Source organism: Kitasatospora sp. YST-16 (assembly GCF_026802215.1).
GTDB lineage: Bacteria > Actinomycetota > Actinomycetes > Streptomycetales > Streptomycetaceae > Kitasatospora > Kitasatospora cineracea.
This window is the reverse complement of sequence record NZ_CP113837.1, coordinates 3,665,981-3,680,189: the sequence shown is the minus strand read 5'-3', so window position 1 is coordinate 3,680,189 and position 14,209 is coordinate 3,665,981. Positions and strand designations below refer to the sequence as shown.

Annotated in this window: 9 protein-coding genes and 1 pseudogene; 8 read left to right on the top strand and 2 right to left on the bottom strand. The window is 68.8% G+C overall.

Translation table 11 applies throughout. The features are described 5' to 3' along the window. Positions 1-335 precede the first annotated feature (335 nt). The 4 genes and pseudogenes from OU787_RS16790 to OU787_RS16775 form a co-directional block, all read left to right on the top strand. The gene (locus OU787_RS16790) at positions 336-1,508 is read left to right on the top strand and encodes a DUF262 domain-containing protein (RefSeq protein ID WP_268659826.1); all 1,173 of its coding nucleotides are present in this window, start codon (positions 336-338) and stop codon (positions 1,506-1,508) included. Next, entirely contained in the window at positions 1,505-2,626 is a 1,122-nt protein-coding gene (locus tag OU787_RS16785) for an AAA family ATPase (protein ID WP_268659825.1), read from the top strand. Before OU787_RS16790 ends, OU787_RS16785 begins: the two co-directional genes overlap by 4 nt. Next, positions 2,607-3,644 (top strand): hypothetical protein, encoded by a 1,038-nt coding sequence (locus OU787_RS16780; protein ID WP_268659824.1) that lies wholly within the window; start codon positions 2,607-2,609, stop codon positions 3,642-3,644. The genes OU787_RS16785 and OU787_RS16780 overlap by 20 nt, the downstream gene beginning before the upstream one ends. A gap of 170 nt (positions 3,645-3,814) precedes the next feature. Beyond that, positions 3,815-4,120: pseudogene (locus OU787_RS16775) on the top strand (helix-turn-helix domain-containing protein); the annotation flags it as partial. Between the two features lie 257 nt (positions 4,121-4,377). Here OU787_RS16775 and OU787_RS16770 read toward each other — a convergent pair. Both OU787_RS16770 and OU787_RS16765 read right to left on the bottom strand, forming a co-directional pair. After that, complete coding sequence (locus OU787_RS16770) at positions 4,378-4,842, bottom strand: hypothetical protein (RefSeq protein WP_268661982.1); 465 nt, start codon at positions 4,840-4,842, stop codon at positions 4,378-4,380. Continuing rightward, positions 4,842-7,826, bottom strand: coding sequence for an RHS repeat-associated core domain-containing protein (locus tag OU787_RS16765; protein WP_268659823.1), 2,985 nt, complete (start codon positions 7,824-7,826; stop codon positions 4,842-4,844). The genes OU787_RS16770 and OU787_RS16765 overlap by 1 nt, the downstream gene beginning before the upstream one ends. A 359-nt stretch (positions 7,827-8,185) precedes the next feature. Here OU787_RS16765 and OU787_RS16760 point away from each other — a divergent pair, with 359 nt between their 5' ends. From OU787_RS16760 to OU787_RS16745, 4 genes are all read left to right on the top strand, one after another. Then, positions 8,186-9,640: a glycosyltransferase family 2 protein gene (locus OU787_RS16760; RefSeq protein WP_268659822.1), complete on the top strand. Its 1,455-nt coding sequence runs from the start codon at positions 8,186-8,188 to the stop codon at positions 9,638-9,640. A gap of 24 nt (positions 9,641-9,664) precedes the next feature. After that, positions 9,665-10,897 carry a glycoside hydrolase family 113 gene (locus OU787_RS16755; protein ID WP_268659821.1) on the top strand — a complete coding sequence of 411 codons (1,233 nt, stop codon included), beginning with the start codon at positions 9,665-9,667 and terminating at the stop codon, positions 10,895-10,897. 99 nt (positions 10,898-10,996) lie between these two features. Next, on the top strand, positions 10,997-12,094 hold the full coding sequence (locus OU787_RS16750) for a nucleotidyltransferase family protein (RefSeq protein WP_268659820.1): 1,098 nt from the start codon (positions 10,997-10,999) through the stop codon (positions 12,092-12,094). Between the two features lie 19 nt (positions 12,095-12,113). Beyond that, a complete protein-coding gene (locus OU787_RS16745; protein ID WP_268659819.1) occupies positions 12,114-14,198 on the top strand; it encodes an acyltransferase family protein in 2,085 nt (694 codons plus the stop codon). Positions 14,199-14,209: the final 11 nt, after the last annotated feature.

Below are 14,209 nucleotides of genomic sequence, written 5' to 3'. Positions count from 1 at the left end.
CCGTGCGGCTGCAAACCCGCTCGCGAATCTCAGCCTTCACGCATCCCGGTGACACAGCGAACGACCACCCGCGGGTCCCGCCGGGCAGCCACAACTCGAGACCTCGCGGCGGTCATTCTGGATCTCGCCCCGACGACGCCGGACGACGGTGCCCCCTCACGACCGACGGCATCCGCCACATCACCTGCCCCTGTGTTCTGTCCCCCTCTGAGCTTCCCTCGCTGCGTGAGGTTCGCCCGACGAAGTCCTCGGGAACAGGCCACTCCCCCGCTCGGGAGGGCGCAAGAGACCGGAGAGCCCCTGTCCCCGAGCCTCTGGCCCCTAGGATGGCTCGCATGGCTATGGACGGCACGCAGACGACTCCGGACGTGGTGGAGGACGTGTTCGACGGGCACGCCACGGGTATCGAGGTCGAGGACCTCGGCGATGACAGCACCCGAATCCAACGGCCGTGGAACCCGGACCAGATTCGGGTCAACACCAGCCAGTTCTCGCTGCGGAACATCCTCGATCAAATCGACGAGGGCTCCATCGAGATCGCCCCTGACTTCCAACGGCTGCAGGTCTGGCGAACCGATCAGAAGTCCCTGCTGGTCGAGTCCCTGCTGCTGCAGATTCCATTGCCCGCGTTCTACTTCGCCGAGGACGCCGACGGTTCGTTCAGGGTCGTCGACGGCCTTCAGCGGCTGTCCACCCTGCACTCGTTCGTCCGTGGGGGAGAGGGTGGTTTCGCCCTCGGGAAGCTGGAGCATCTGGACGATCTGAAGAACATGCGCTTCAGTGACCTTCCCGTGCCGTTCCAACGTCGGATCAACAACACCCAGTTGATCGTCAATGTGATCGACCCGGCCACCCCGCGTGGAGTGACGTACGAGATCTTCAAGCGGATCAACACTGGCGGGACTCCGCTCAACGCGCAGGAGATCCGGCACTGCATGAGCAGCCCGCGCAGTCGGGGCATCCTGCACCGGATGACCCACACGAACGCTTTCGCCACGGCCACCGGAGGCCGCCTCACCGACCACATCCGGATGAACGACCGAGAGATGGCCCTGCGTTTCGCCGCATTCTGGCTGAAAGGCGTCGAGGCCTACCAGGAGCGCCCCATGATGGAGCTGTTCCTGATGGACGCCACCGAAATGCTGGATGATCCGAAGCAGGTGTCGGACGAGCAGGTGGCCGCGCTGGAAGCAGCCTTCGAGCGGGCGATGATCCACGCGCACCTCGTCTTCGGTGACCACGCCTTCCGCAAGTGGCAGAAGCACGACGACCACTACCGCAGCCCGATCAACCGTGCCCTGTTCGAGAGTTGGTCCATGGCACTGGCCGATCCCGAGTACACGTCGGCGGACCTGACCGAGCGCCGCGCATCGATCGTGCAGGCCGCCCGCGAGCGGATGACCACGGACTTCACTTATCTCAACGCCATCACCTCCTCCACCGCCGACCGAGTCCGAGTTTCCTACCGCTTCGAGGCCGCCGAGATGGACGCGGCGGCCGGCCTGTGATCACTTCGCTGGAGATCCGAGGCTTCAAGCGCTTCGAGTCGGAGTCGTTCGCGCTCCGTCCGCTCACCGTCCTGACCGGAGTCAACGGTGGCGGCAAGAGCACAGTGATCCAGTCCTTGCTGCTGGCGAGGCTGGCCGCCACGTCGAGCACTGCAACAGGCGGCGCGGTGCGGCTGAACGGCCCCTTCGGCTTGGCGCTGGGCGAGGCCCGAGACGTACTCAACTGGACGACCGACACGCGGGAGATCACGGTACGGCTGGGCGGCCGGAACGGTGAGTCCTGGGTGTACGGATTCAGGCTGCCCGACGCCGAGCAGGCGCTACACCTCGACGTGCAGCGACTGCCGGTTGCACACGTACCTGGCATCGGGACACACGTCGCGGATCCCGGCTTCACCTACCTGTGCGCCGAGCGTCTTGGACCCCGCGACACACTGTCGGTGTCCGCGGAGGAACCCGATCGGATCGGAGTCGGGGAGCGGGGTGAGTACACCGCACAAGTGCTGGCGCTTCGGGAGTCGCGCGCGGTCAGTACCCGCAAAGTGGTCCGGCAGCAGTTGCACCATCCGGAGGCCGCCGGACCGCAGATGAGGGTCCAGGCCGAGGCATGGGCCTCGGAGATCATCCGTCCGCTGCGGATCACCGCGCGGGTGGCTGTGGGAATCATGGCAAGCACGATCCGGTTCGGGGAACCAGGACTGAGCGGCGAGGAAATCCGCCCCGTCAACACCGGGTTCGGTATCTCCTACGCCCTGCCAGTCATCGTTGCGGGCCTACTCACCGAACCCGCCGACCTGCTGATCGTGGAGAACCCCGAGGCACACCTGCACCCAGCGGGTCAGTCCCGGTTGGGTCAGTTTCTCGCGCGGGTCGCGGGCAGCGGGGTGCAGGTCCTGATGGAGACACACAGCGATCACGTTCTCAACGGAGTCCGGCTGGCCGTCGCGCGTGACCGCTCCCTCCGGGCGGGGGACATGATCACACACTACTTCGACCACGATCGAACTCTGCCCATCGACATCAATGACAAGGGCGAACTCAGTCACTGGCCCAGCGGCTTCTTCGATCAGATCGAGACCGACCTCGGGAGACTGGCTCGTGCCCGACACGGCAGATAAAGGCGAAAACGGAAACGGGGAGAACCTGTCGAGCGCTGCCGCCGCCGATGACGCCGAGGACTATCGCGTCGTAGTCGCGGAAGAGTGCTTCGACTGGCGGGAGATGACGGACTCGAGCTTGCGGGAAGCCCTCGACACGCTCGCGGCGGTACTTCAGCCGTTGGCCGACGGACGTAAGGCCGCGTTCATGGGACCTGCCTATGACGTCGAGTGTCGGCCATCGGTCTCGCTCATCGACGCCCTGTATTCCCCGGACGGCGGACTGCCCCGTGACAAGCGGGCCCTTCTGCAGCAACTGTTGGGCAAGTGCCGGCGCGTCGAACCGGACGAGGCGGATTTGCCCCAGCCGGTCCGTGTGGCCGACGCCCCCTGGAGAGAACCGTCCTGGGGCGCGGCCCACGCGTTGTCCCGGGCAGCTACGGGCCGGGGCATGTCGTGCCTCCTGGTGTCGTACGCCACGGAACCTGATTGGCCCTCCGGATGGCTCACCGTCACGCGGACTACCGAGACGGGCCAGGACGAGGTGAAGATGCATGTCCTACGACACCCCGATGACACGCCCGGTTTCTGGCGCGGCCTCCTCACCCACGAGAGCATCCCCGCCGAACGCTTCTTCAGCCTCGTCGATGAGGCATTCCCCCGCCTGCTCTTCGCCGATTCCCTTCGCCTGCATCACTTCAAGGGCGCGTACGCCGATGTCCTGCCCTGGCTGGTGAAACTGCTCGGCGCACTCGACGACCACTTCACCATGACACTGGCCGAATGCGGTGGTGACCAGACGCAGGTCGTCCGCAGATTCAGTGCGCTGGGTCTGGACATTTCACCGGAGAGCCCTAATACGAAGAAAAACGCGAAGGCGTGGGAACAGCGAAACGTTGACTACGGCGGCGGGACCTTCCGCTGCGAGTGGCACGGCAAGCGGCTGTGGGACCGTGACAGGGTGCACTTCTCCCTGCCGATCGCCGAGTACGGCGACCGGATCCTCATTGGGATCTTCGTGGAGCATCTGGCGACCTGAACCGACAGCGCCGGGTGGCCTCACTGTCGACGCCTCGCCGTATGGGAAAGACCTGGTCGGCGTGTGCTATCGGCCCGAAACGGTAAGGATTCGGGCTCGCTGGTCCGGGCGTGACGGATCCGGTGGGTGACGCGCGGCGGCTGTCGCCGGAGGCTCGGGAAGCTCTGCGGATGCGGGCGGTTACGGTGCTTCGGGCAGGCCGGGACCGGCGCGAGGTGGCCGAACCGCTCGGCGTCACCGTGGAGTCGGTGACCGGCTGGTGGGCCGTCTGGCAGGCCCTGATCGACCACCGCCTCGAAGACCTGGGCCTGGGCGGGCAGTTGTGGACCCGCGCGATCGCCGGCGACCTCATCGCCCTGCTGTACCGGGTGCGACTGACCGAGCAGGTCGTGGGCAAGTACCTCAAGCGCTGGGGGCTGCCGTTCCAGCGCCCGGACAAGCGCGCGATCGAGCAGGACCCGGAAGCCGTCCGCGCCCGGCGCGAAGAGAGGTGGCCCACGATCCGTGCGAAGGCCCGGGAAGAAGGCGCCGAAGTGCTGTTCGCCGACCAGAGCGGCGTCCGCTCCGACCAGGTCTCCGGCCGAACCCGGGCACCGCGCGGCCGGCCCGGACCGCCAGGCGGCGGGTGCGGTTTCGACGGCGAGCGGCCCTCGTCCTCGTCCGTCGCCCCGCGTCGTCCGCCGGGATCTTGGGCAGTTCACGGGCCGCGCCGGGTGTCACCCCGCGCAGCCGATCAACTGCCCGGTCCTTCTTCGGGGACGGGGGCGGAGCGCACCAGCCAGATGTCGTACTCCTCGGTCGTCACGCCGCAGGAGGTACGACCGTCGCGCGCCATGGTGACGAACTCGGGCTGTTGCGGGCCGTCGGTGAGGTGCGCTGCCAAGTGTGCGTCGCCCTCCCAGCGGACCAGGGCCCATCCGAGGCGGCCCATGCCGCGGCCGCCGACGTGGATGAGGAAGGTCCCGTCGGGGGCGAACAGTCCGGACTCCCGCGAGAGCCGGAGCCAGTGCTCGTCGACCCGTGCGGCCCAGTCGGGGGTGCTGAGCGCGACGGTGGCGTCGGGTTCGACGAGGAAACCGGAGACCGACAGCCAGACCTCGCCCGGGGACGGCAGGTCGGTGGCGTCCGGTGTGCCGAGGACGGTGAGGCCGGCGGCTTCAAGGAGCAGCCTTCTCGAATCCTCCGGAGAGGCTGACATCATTTCCTCCGGTAGAAGAAGTGGTGGTCTCCGCCAGGTTTGTTCATCTTACCGTAGCGCTCCATCTTCGTGTAACCCTCGGGTGAATTATCCCATCCGAAATTGACCAGTTCCCGGGTGTCGTCGTGCTTGGGTTTTCCGGCGTGGAAGTGCAGGCCAGCGGGGTCGTCGGTGTGTTCCACGACCACGCGGGAACCGTTTTCGGTCTCGAATTGACGGAAATTCCCCCAGTGGGTGGGATCGTTGGAGTAGACGTGTCCCGGCATGTTCTTGTACCGCTTGTCCCCGACCACCTTCCATTCCGCGATCGGTTCTTCCCCGTACGGGACGCCCGCCAGGTCGAAGGCGGCCCGCTCGGCCTCCTCACGGGAGTCGAAGGGGTTGCTGTGCTCTCCCCGAGGCGGGCCCTGGTGGTTTTGGTGGGGGGACAGGCCGAGCGGGTCGCACCAGGTGTGCGGGTTGGCGACGTAGGCGTCCGGGTTCGGGCCCGGGATCAGGCCCAGCGGGTCCGGCGTCAGGTACCGGGCGGTCTCCGGGTTGTAGTAGCGGTGGAGGTTGTAGTGGAGGCGGGTCTCGGGGTCGAAGTACTGGCCGGGGAAGCGCAGCGGTGTGTAGGTGGTGCTGTCGGAGGGCCAGGTGGTGTGTCCCCAGAGGCTGGAGGTGGCGCGCCAGGCGATCGATTCGGCGGCCGGGTCGATCAGTTCGGTAGGCGTGCCGATCAGGTCGGTGACGATGGCGAAGAAGCGGCGGTCCACCCGCTCCGCCGTGCTGATGGCCTCGGTCTGTGTGAGCGGACGGATCCCGTGGTGCTCCCAGCTCAGGGTGTGCGGGCCCGGGAGGTACGGCGCGGAGGTGGTCTGCTCGGCGAGCACCGGGCCGTCCCAGGTGAAGTCCGTGCGTTCCCCGGCACTGTCCGGGGCTGCGGTCCGCTCCTTGGCGATGCGGCGGCCGAACGGGTCGTAGCGGTACTGCCGGCGGCTACCGTCCGGGGTGGTGACCTCGGTCAGCCGGTCCTCGGCGTCCCAGGCGTAGTGCCAGACGTCGGGGTTGCGGGAGGACCGGGCGACCCGGCGCACCGTGGTGCGGCCTGCGGCGTCGTACTCGAAGGCCGTCCGGCCCGAGGTGGAGATCCGGGTGCCGGAGTAGGTGCGCTCGCCGGCCGCCGACCGGGTGGTGGCGGTCGCGGGCCACGAGGCGCGGGTGATGTTGCCGGCCGTGTCGTAGGCGTAGCTCTCCTCCCACTCCGCTCCCCGGACGGCGGTGACCCTCCCGACCGGGTCGAGGTCGAAGGTGCGGGGGCCGCCCAGCAGGTCGTCGACCGCCGCGAGGGAGCTGTCGGTGCGGTAGGCGTAGGTGCGTTGCTGCAGCGTACGGTCGGCCGTGCGGGCCGACTGTCCGGTCATCCGGTGCCGGGAGTCCCACTCGCTGGTCAGCACGAGCCGCCGGTAGAAGGTCCGGTGGGTCTCCCGGCCCGCCTGGTCGTAGTCGAACGCGATGCTCCCGTCCGGGGTGTTCAGCGCCGTCGCACGGCCCGCGCCGTCGTACGTCCAGATCCCGAAGTGGCCGGTGGGGGTGGTGCGACTCGTCCGGCGGCCGAGGACGTCACGGGTGATGCGCAGGGTGCGCCCGTTGACCGTCTCCTCCAGGAGGTTGCCGAGGGCGTCGACCGTGCGGGTGACCGTCGCGTCGGCGTTCTCCGCCCGCACCAGGTGGCCCGATCCGTCGTACGCGTACGTCGTCTCCCGGCCGCCGGCGTTCTTCCGGACCAGGTGGCCGATCAGGTCGTAAAAGTACTCGGTGACCGTACCGAGCGGATCGGTCACCGCCGTGACCTGCCCCGCCGCGTCCAGGCGGTACGTCAGGGTGCGTCCCTGGTAGTCGCGTTCGCCGATTACCCGCCCTGCGGCGTCGTAGTCGTAGTGCCAGGTCCGGCCGAGCCCGTCGGTGACCGTGGTCAGCCGCATGTCGGCGTCGTGGGTGAAGGTGACGCGGGCACCGTCGGGAGTGGTGCGGGCGGCGAGTGTCTCGAAGTGGGTGTACTCGAACGCGGTGGTCAGGCCGAGTTGGTCGGTGTGGGCCACCACGTTGCCCTCGCCGTCGTACGTCCACCGCTCGACGCTGCCGTCCGGGCGGGCCCGCTCGGCCAGGTTGCCCTCGACCGTCCAGTGCGACCGGACGGTGCCGCCGAGCGGGTCGGTGATCGCCACGACCCGGCCGAAGGCATCCCGGTCGTAGCGGATCGTCGCACCGGTGGGGTCGGTGACTTCGACGGGGAGTCCGGCGGGGTTGCAGCGCACTCGTGTGGTGTTGTCGAGGGCGTCGGTGGACGAGGCGAGGTGGCCGTGCTCGTCGTAGGTGTACGTGGTGGTGGCGCCGAGCGGGCCGGTCCGGGCGGTGCGCAGACCGTTCTCGTCGTACGTCTGGTGCCAGGTGGCGCCGCCGGGTTCGGTGATCGTGACGGGCAGGCCGGGTATGTCGGCGTACCGCGCGGTGGAACGCCCGCCGTCGGGGCGGGTGATGGCGATCAGGTCGCCGGCGCCGTCGTACGCGTAGCGGGTGGTGCGGCCGAGGGGGTCGGTCTCGGCGAGGAGGCGGTCGTGGTCGTCGCGTTCGTAGCGGGTGGTGTGGCCGAGGGGGTCGGTGACGGCGGTGATCTGGGCGTGGTCGTTGACGGTGTAGGTGGTGGTGTGGCCCAGCGCGTTGGTCTCGGTGTGGGTGCGCAGGCCGGTGTCGGAGTCGGGGTCGCCGTAGGTGAAGGTGAAGCGGAGGGCGCCGGTGGTGCCGCCTTCGTCGGTGACGCGGTCGTGGGCGTCGTAGGTGTAGCGGTACTGGGAGTCGTTGCGGTCGGTCCAGGAGGTGAGGCGGCCGGTGGCGTCGTTGGTGAAGCGCATCGGCTTGCCGCTGGAGTTGTAGGCGGCGGACAGGTGGCCGTCGGTGTAGGAGTAGCGCATCAGCAGCGCGTCGCCGCCGGGGTCGGCGACCATGCACCGGTGGGCGGGGCCCGGCCGGGGAATGCCGCAGATCCAGCCCGGGTCCGGATATGGCCGTTTCGCGGAATTAGGACTGTTTGCACACAATCCCGCTCATTGAACTGGACACATCACACCCTGTTTGCACACCATCCGAATGTAACGAATGGAAGAACCTTTCCCCCCTGTTTCACATTCATTGAATCTTCATGCAAGAATCACACCCGCTCCGAGCAGTGAGATCGGGAGTGCGCGAGACCGACCTTCGCAGGACGCGATCATCGTTCGGCAGCCCCCCCTGCACCTGGCCCCACGGCCGACCGCGCCCCGTCACGCTGCCCGCCCATTCCATCACCCAGGGAAGTTGAAGCGGCATGGCATCGACCGTGGCGAATACTGCCACTCCCGGGCACTCGCGCCACACCGAGAAGTTGGCGAAGCGCACCGCTGCATGGAAGCCCGGCATCCTGCCGTTCGTCATCCCGCTGGTCGGCCTGACCTGCTTCAGCCTCTGGTCCTACAGCCCGAGCCACTCGCCGCTCGCCTGGCTGATCACCATCACCTGGGCCCTGCCCGTGCCCGGGGTCCTCGTCTCGCTCCAGGGCTTCCTGCTGATCCGCCGCCGGCTCCGCAAGGCCCACCTGATGACGCCGCCCGCCCTGGTGGAGCAGGACTTCCTGATCACGCTCGTCCCCACCATCGGCCGTCACGACACCTACCCGGCCCTGGAACGCTCCGTCCTGTCGTATGTGGAGCACCTGCCCACCTGGTTCCCCTACATGCGGGTGGACGTCCTCACCGAGGAGGGCTGCGAGGCCGCCGAGCGGATCGACGAGCTGGCGGCGAGCCACCCGCTGATCCGCGTGGTCACCGTCCCGAAGGCGTACACGACCCCCAACGGCACCCGCTTCAAGGCCCGCGCCAACAACTACGCCCACGAGCTGCGCATCGCCGAGGGCGAGGCCCTCGAGGACGTCTGGGTGCTGCACATGGACGACGACACCGGCGTCGGCCCCGACACCTCGGCCTCCCTCGCCCAGTTCATCAACCGCCAGCGACGTGCCACGCCCGAAGAGGTCAAGCACATGGCGCAGGGCATCCTCACGTACCCGCGCGAGAACGCGGTCTCCCTGCTGACCTGGTTCGCCGACGCCATCCGGCCGGCCGACGACATCGCCCGCTTCCGTGCCTTCACCGGCCTGGGCACCCCCGCCGCGGGCGTGCACGGTGAGCTGCTGGTGATCCGCGCCTCCATCGAGGCCGAGATCGGCTGGGACTTCGGCCCCAAGGAGATCGTCGAGGACGCCCGCCTCGCGCTGACGTTCTGCCGGCTCTACCCGGGCCGCAGCGACTGGTTCAACGGCCGCTGCTACGGCGCGTCCCCCGCGAACGTCAAGGACTTCATCAAGCAGCGCGAACGCTGGGCCTGGGGCCTGGTCGCTCTGTGCGCCAACCGCCGGGTGCCGCTGCGCTACCGCTGGTTCATGTCCATCTGCGTGGTCAGCTGGATCCTCGGCCCGATCCAGCACGTCGGCACCATCCTCTTCGCCGCCTGGATCATCGGCGACATGAACACCTCACCCGTGACCCAGTCGGTCGTCCTGCTGTGGTCCACCAGCTTCGCGTACGTGATCTGGGCCTACTGGGAGGGCCTGCGGCTCAACGCGATCGCCTCGGCGAACGGCAAGCGCAAGTGGTGGGAGCCGTTGGCGGTTCTGGCCATGCTGCCCTTCTTCTCCTTCATCGAGGGCGTCGGCGGCATCAAGGGACTGCTGAAGTTCCTCCGCCGCGAGGAGAACCAGTTCGTCGTCATCGCCAAGCCCGCCTGACCCGGAAGTGAGTGGCACCACCTCATGAAGCGCGCCCGCCTGCCCCTGCTCGCCGTGCTACCCGTCGCCTTCATCTCCTTCGTGGTCGCGGTCCCCTTCGTCCTCGGCGACCACCCGCTGCGCTGGGAGTCGGGCTCCGCCGTCCCGAAGTTCGTGCGGCAGGGACAGGACGCCGAGACGCCGGCCGCCGACGAGAGCCCGGAACCGACCGCCGCCGCCCCCACCGGCCCGGCCACCGCGCAGGTGCCCAAGGTCGACGCGGAGTGGAAGCCGGGCATGCCGCAGTGGGGCGTCCAGATCTACTGGGAGGACAACGCGGCCTCCCCGGAGTACCTCGACAAGCAGGCCCGGAAGCAGGCGAACTACCTGGTCGGCCTGCACGCCAACTCCGTCAGCCTGAGCTTCCCCTTCGCCGTCGGCGGCAAGACCTCGGAGAAGGTCTCCCCGAGCAACAAGACACCCAGCCCGGAACGGTTGGCCCGGGTCCTCGGGATCTTCCACGACGCCGGCCTCCGCACCACCGTGCGGCCCCTGCTGGACGAGAAGGCCTCGCTCGACGTCAAGGCGGGCCAGTGGCGCGGGAACATCGAACCCGCCAACCGCGCGGCCTGGTTCAGTTCCTACCAAGCCTTCCTGGCGCCCTACTTCAAGACCGCCCAGGACACGAAGGTGACCACGTTCGTCGTCGCCACCGAGCTCAACTCCCTCGAGGGGGACACGCACTGGAAGGCCCTCGTGGACGCCGGTGCGAAGGACTTCAGCGGTGAGATCGCCTACGACGCGAACTGGGACAGCTACGTCGCCAAGCGGATCTCCATGCCGGTGGACCACCTCGGCATCGACGCCTACTTCCCGGTCAAGGTCGCCGACGACGCCTCGGTGAAGACCCTGGTCAACGGCTGGAACACCTGGCTGAACAAGAAGACCGCCGGCAGCCTGCCCGACATCACCATCTCCGAGGCCGGCATCGGCGCGATGGACGGCGCCTACCGCGCCCCCGGCGACTTCACCACCAAGCGCGCCGTCAACACCAAGGTCCAGGCGACCTGGTACACGGCCGTCTGCCAGGTCGTGCAGGAGCGGAAGATGAGCGGCGTGTACTGGTGGTCGATCTACTTCGACAGCGACCCGAACACCGCCCCGGACGACAACGTCGCCTCCCGGCTCGACTTCGCCGGCCGGCCCGAGACCGAGCAGGCCGTCAAGGACTGCTTCACCTCGGGCTACGCGGGCCCCGGCACCGCCGCCACCAGGTGACCGGACGGCGCCCCGGCCCGCCCCCTCCGCACCCCACGTCCCTGGCGCCCCCGTGCGCCCCCTCCAGCATCCAGCATCCGGTTCTCAGGCGGTCACCCCATGACTGAAGCAATCCTCCTCGTCGGCGGCCAGGGCACACGCCTGCGCCCGCTCACGAACCACACCCCCAAGCCCCTGCTCCAGGTGGCCGGTTCGTCCTTCATCCGGCACCAGATCGCCAAACTGATGGAGGCCGGCGTCGAGCACGTGGTGTTCGCCACCTCCTACCTCGCCCAGCTCTTCGAGGAGGAGTTCAAGGACTTCTCCCACGAGCTGGCGATCTCCTACGCCGTCGAGGAGGCCCCGCTCGGCACCGGCGGCGCGATCCGCAACGCCGGCCGCCACCTCCGGGGCTCGGCCGACGACGCGGTACTGGTCCTCAACGGCGACATCCTGTCCGGCCTCGACCTGCGCGCAGTCCTCGACCGGCACCGCGAGCGGCAGGCCGACGTCACCCTGCACCTCACCCGCGTCGACGACCCCAGCGCGTTCGGCCTGGTCCCCACCGACGGCGACGACCGGGTGCTGGCCTTCCTCGAGAAGCCCAGGACCGCGGAGGAGATCGTCACCGACCAGATCAACGCGGGCTGCTACGTCTTCCGCCGCTCCGTCCTCGACGAGATCCCGGCCGACCGCGAGGTCTCCGTGGAGCGCGAGACCTTCCCCGGGCTGGTCGCCGACGGCCGGCGCGTGTTCGGCCACACGACCGACGACTACTGGCGCGACCTCGGCACTCCGCTCGCCTTCGTGCACGGCTCCGCCGACCTCGTCACCGGCCTGGCCCGCTCCCCCCTCGCCCCCCGACCGGGCGAGGCCCTCGTCCACGCCACCGCCGTGGTCGACCCCACCGCCCGGATCACCGGCGGCTCCACCATCGGGCCGCACGCCGTCATCGGGGCCCGCGCCGAGATCCACCGGTCCATCGTCGGACGGGGCGTAGAGATCGCCGAGGCGGCCGTCGTCCACGAGTCGGTCGTGGACCACGACTCCTCGGTGGGAGCCGGGTCCGTGCTGCGGGAGGCCGTCGTCGGCTGCCACACGCACATCGGCGCCCACAACGAACTGCCCGCGCAGCTGCGCCTTTCCTGCGGCATGCGGGTGCCCGCGGGCGGTCTGCGCTTGAACGCCACCGCCGCCGCCTGTTCCGCGGTCCACTGACCGCGCCGTCAGGAGAACCATGACCGTCCATCCTGCCCCGGCCCCGACGTCCCACCGGGCCGAGGCCACGAAATCCCGCAGGTCCGCACCGACCGACGAGACGCCGAACCGCCTGCGCAAGTACAGGCCGGACATCCAGGGCCTGCGTGCCGTGGCGATCGCCATGGTGGTCGTCATGCACTGCGGCATCCTCGGCGTCCACGGCGGTGTCGACATCAGCTTCGTGCTCAGCGGCTTCCTGATCGGCGGTCAGGTCCTCGCCGAGATCGAGAAGACCGGCAAGGTCTCGCTGAGCAAGTTCTGGGCCCGCCGGTTCCGCCGCCTCGCACCCGGCATGTCCGTGGTCGTCATCGCCGCCGCGGTCCTGGCCTGGGTGTACGGCAGCCCGCTGCGGTTCCGCGAGATCGCCCAGGACGGCCTCGCCTCCACCCTCAGCTTCATGAACTGGCGGCTCGTCGAAACGGGCACCGACTACTTCGCCAACAACGGCACCCAGTCCCCGTACCAGCACTTCTGGTCGCTGGGCATCGAGGAGCAGTTCTACCTGGCGGCGCCGATCGTCCTGGTCGTCACCGCCTGGACCAGCCGGGCCCTGTTCCGCAACCGCTTCCTGGTCGGGCTGTTCCTGGTCGCCGTCATCGGCGGCTCGCTGTACCTGAGCATCACCCAGACCGGGTCGAACCAGCCGCTCGCCTACTTCGGCACCCAGGCCCGCATCTGGGAGCTCGCCTTCGGCATCCTGCTCGCCCTGAGCGCCAGGCAGCTCTCCCGGATGAACCAGGTCTTCGCGGCCCTCGTCTCCTGGGCCGGACTGGCACTCGCCCTCGGCACCGCAGTGATGATCACGGAGTCCACCCCGTTGCCCGGCTACGCGGTCGGCGGCCCGGTGCTGGGCGCGGGCATGATCATCGCCGGCGGCTGCGCCGCCCCCCGCCTCGGCGTGGAACGCCTGATCGCCAACCCGGTCTTCAACTCCGTCGCCAACGTCAGCTACGGCTGGTACCTGTGGCACTGGCCCCTGCTCATCCTGTGGCCCAACATCACCGGCCACGACATGACCTACTCGGACCGCTTCCGGGTGGCCTCGCTGTCCCTGGTGCTCGCGTACGGGTCCTTCTACGTGGTCGAGCGCCGCTTCCGCACCAACCCCGAACTGGTCGCCCGCCCCTGGAAGGGCATCCTCACGGGCATCACCGCGCTGGCCGCGACCGCCGCCGCCACGGCCGTGGCGATGACGGTCCTGCCGCTCAACATCGCGACGTCCACCGCCGTCGCCGGGTCGGGCAGCACCGGCTACAGCAACGCCGGGTCGGTGAGCAGCGCCGCCCTCCAGAAGCAGCTGTCCGCGGCCACGCTGGCCGCCCTGCCCAAGGCACCCGACGACCACACCCACTACGGCTGCATCGACGACACCGAGGTCAGCACCTTCGTCATGCGCGACAACTGCGTCATCGGCGACACCAAGGGGAAGCGCACGGTCGTCGTCATCGGCGACTCCCACTCCTGGCAGTGGGGCGACGCGTTCAACCAGATCGGCCAGAAGCTCGGTGCCCGGTTCGTGACCATGGCCAAGGGCGGCTGCTCCCCCGAGGCCTACGCCATCAAGAACCCCCAGCTGAACCGCGAGTACACCGAGTGCGACAAGTGGCGGGACTCCGCGTTCGAGCAGATCAAGGGGCTCAAGCCCGACCTCGTCATCGTCACCAGCCGCATCCGCCAGGAGACCACCGAGGCCGGGGCCGAGAAGACCTTCAAGACCCTCGAGGCGACCGGGAGCAAGCTGCTGTACCTCACGGACACCCCGCAGCCCGGCCAGAACATCCCGGACTGCCTGGCCACCCGCACGAAGGACGTCTCGAGCTGCAACCCCGGCCGCGACAAGGCCATCGAGTTCCGTGACTTCCGCGCGCTGGAACAGCGGGTCGCGGAACGGCACGGCGCCAAGGTCCTCGACGTGCTGCCCGCCTTCTGCACGGACAAGGTGTGCCCGACCGTGATCTCCGACCAGATCGTCTACTTCGACTCCAGCCACATCACCGCCGGCTACGCGATCTCGGTGGTGCCCTTCCTCGAACCCTCGATCAAGGGGATGCTCGGCAGCTGACAGCGCGAAGG

Coding starts and splice junctions, on each gene's coding strand:
- OU787_RS16790 (WP_268659826.1), top strand. CDS start 336: ATGGCTATGGACGGCACGCAGACGACTCCGGACGTGGTGGAGGACGTG.
- OU787_RS16770 (WP_268661982.1), bottom strand. CDS start 4,842: ATGTCAGCCTCTCCGGAGGATTCGAGAAGGCTGCTCCTTGAAGCCGCC.
- OU787_RS16765 (WP_268659823.1), bottom strand. CDS start 7,826: ATGGTCGCCGACCCCGGCGGCGACGCGCTGCTGATGCGCTACTCCTAC.
- OU787_RS16760 (WP_268659822.1), top strand. CDS start 8,186: ATGGCATCGACCGTGGCGAATACTGCCACTCCCGGGCACTCGCGCCAC.
- OU787_RS16755 (WP_268659821.1), top strand. CDS start 9,665: ATGAAGCGCGCCCGCCTGCCCCTGCTCGCCGTGCTACCCGTCGCCTTC.
- OU787_RS16750 (WP_268659820.1), top strand. CDS start 10,997: ATGACTGAAGCAATCCTCCTCGTCGGCGGCCAGGGCACACGCCTGCGC.
- OU787_RS16745 (WP_268659819.1), top strand. CDS start 12,114: ATGACCGTCCATCCTGCCCCGGCCCCGACGTCCCACCGGGCCGAGGCC.